This is a genomic window from Paragemmobacter ruber (genome assembly GCF_009908315.1).
Lineage (GTDB): Bacteria > Pseudomonadota > Alphaproteobacteria > Rhodobacterales > Rhodobacteraceae > Paragemmobacter > Paragemmobacter ruber.
Genome location: NZ_JAAATW010000011.1, coordinates 1 through 2,500, shown reverse-complemented (window position 1 = coordinate 2,500; position 2,500 = coordinate 1). Strand labels below are relative to the sequence as shown.

Below are 2,500 nucleotides of genomic sequence, written 5' to 3'. Positions count from 1 at the left end.
CCAGATGATCTAGCCATGTCCAGGATGAAGGTTGGGTAACACCAACTGGAGGTCCGAACCAACACCCGTTGAAAAGGGTCTGGATGAGGTGTGGCTAGGGGTGAAAGGCCAATCAAATCTGGAGATAGCTGGTTCTCCGCGAAAGCTATTTAGGTAGCGCCTCGGACGAATACCTTGGGGGGTAGAGCACTACATGGATGATGGGGGCCCACAGCCTTACTGAGTCTAAGTAAACTCCGAATACCCAAGAGTACTATCCGGGAGACACACGGCGGGTGCTAACGTCCGTCGTGAAGAGGGAAACAACCCTGACCTGCAGCTAAGGCCCCTAATTCGTGGCTAAGTGGGAAAGCATGTGGGACGGCCAAAACAACCAGGAGGTTGGCTTAGAAGCAGCCATCCTTTAAAGATAGCGTAACAGCTCACTGGTCTAGATAAGCTGTCCTGCGGCGAAGATGTAACGGGGCTCAAGCCACGAGCCGAAGCTCAGGATGCACAGCAATGTGCGTGGTAGCGGAGCGTTCTGTGATATAGCTCATCATGTCTTATCCATCCTTCGGGGTGGTGTGGACATGGAGAGCTTTCTGTGAAGCCGGGCCGTGAGGCAACCGGTGGAGAGATCAGAAGCGAGAATGTTGACATGAGTAGCGACAAACAGGGTGAGAGACCCTGTCGCCGAAAGTCCAAGGGTTCCTGCTTAAAGCTAATCTGAGCAGGGTAAGCCGGCCCCTAAGGCGAGGCCGAAAGGCGTAGTCGATGGGAACCAGGTTAATATTCCTGGGCCAGGAGGATGTGACGGATCTCAAGGGTAGTTCAGGCTTATCGGATTGTCTGGGCTGCTGAGAGGTTCCTGGAAATAGCCCTCCATCAGACCGTACCCTAAACCGACACAGGTGGACTGGTAGAGTATACCAAGGCGCTTGAGAGAACCACGTTAAAGGAACTCGGCAAAATGCCTCCGTAAGTTCGCGAGAAGGAGGCCCCATATGTGCGCAAGCATGTGTGGGGGGCACAAACTAGGGGGTGGCGACTGTTTACTTAAAACACAGGGCTGTGCGAAGCCGTAAGGCGACGTATACAGTCTGACGCCTGCCCGGTGCTGGAAGGTTAAAAGGAGGGGTGCAAGCTCCGAATTGAAGCCCCAGTAAACGGCGGCCGTAACTATAACGGTCCTAAGGTAGCGAAATTCCTTGTCGGGTAAGTTCCGACCTGCACGAATGGCGTAACGATCTCCCCGCTGTCTCTAACGTGGACTCAGCGAAATTGAACTGTGTGTCAAGATGCACACTACCCGCGGTTAGACGGAAAGACCCCATGAACCTTTACTCCAGCTTTGCACTGGCATCAGGATTGTGATGTGCAGGATAGGTGGTAGGCATCGAAGCAGGGACGCCAGTCTCTGTGGAGCCTCCCTTGAGATACCACCCTTCGCACTCTTGATGTCTAACCGCGGCCCGTTATCCGGGTCCGGGACCCTGCATGGTGGGGAGTTTGACTGGGGCGGTCGCCTCCCAAACAGTAACGGAGGCGCGCGAAGGTTGGCTCAGACCGGTCGGAAATCGGTCGTTGAGTGCAATGGCAGAAGCCAGCCTGACTGCAAGTCTGACAAGACGAGCAGAGACGAAAGTCGGCCATAGTGATCCGGTGGTCCCAAGTGGGAGGGCCATCGCTCAACGGATAAAAGGTACTCTGGGGATAACAGGCTGATGATGCCCAAGAGTCCATATCGACGGCATCGTTTGGCACCTCGATGTCGGCTCATCTCATCCTGGGGCTGGAGCAGGTCCCAAGGGTATGGCTGTTCGCCATTTAAAGAGGTACGTGAGCTGGGTTTAGAACGTCGTGAGACAGTTCGGTCCCTATCTGCCGTGGGTGTAGGAGACTTGAGAAGAGTTGCCCCTAGTACGAGAGGACCGGGGTGAACGTTCCACTGGTGGACCAGTTGTCGTGCCAACGGCAGTGCTGGGTAGCTATGAACGGACAGGATAACCGCTGAAGGCATCTAAGCGGGAAGCCCCCTTCAAAACAAGGTCTCCCTTGAGGGCCGTGGAAGACCACCACGTCGATAGGCCGGAGGTGTAAGTGCAGCAATGCATTCAGCTGACCGGTACTAATTGCCCGATAGGCTTGATTTGATCCAGAAACAGCAAGGCTGTCTGATCAAAAGCAAATGCGCTTGGAACAATAAAACACTGATGAAATGGGGAAGATCATTCCTTCCCCGTGTTTCTTCCTCGGTTTGGTGGTCATAGCACGAGCAAAACACCCGGTCCCATCCCGAACCCGGCCGTTAAGTGCCGTCGCGCCAATGGTACTCCGTCTCAAGACGTGGGAGAGTAGGTCACCGCCAAACCTAGAAAGAAACACGAAACATCCTCTCCCTAAGCGATAACAAAACAGTCAAGTCAGACACCACCTGTCGCGGGGTGGAGCAGCCCGGTAGCTCGTCAGGCTCATAACCTGAAGGCCGCAGGTTCAAATCCTGCCCCCGCAACCAAAA

General features: G+C 54.6%; 1 tRNA gene and 2 rRNA genes (1 of these 3 cut by a window edge). All 3 read left to right on the top strand.

Features of this window, described 5'->3' with window-relative positions:
• Nucleotides 1–2,135: ribosomal RNA gene (locus GU920_RS19205) — 23S ribosomal RNA — on the top strand; it begins 699 nt to the left of the window's first position.
• A 103-nt stretch (nucleotides 2,136–2,238) separates the two neighbouring features.
• A 5S ribosomal RNA gene (gene rrf / locus GU920_RS19200) occupies nucleotides 2,239–2,353 on the top strand.
• Between the two features lie 67 nt (nucleotides 2,354–2,420).
• Nucleotides 2,421–2,497: transfer RNA gene (locus tag GU920_RS19195), tRNA-Met, on the top strand.
• Nucleotides 2,498–2,500 lie beyond the last annotated feature (3 nt).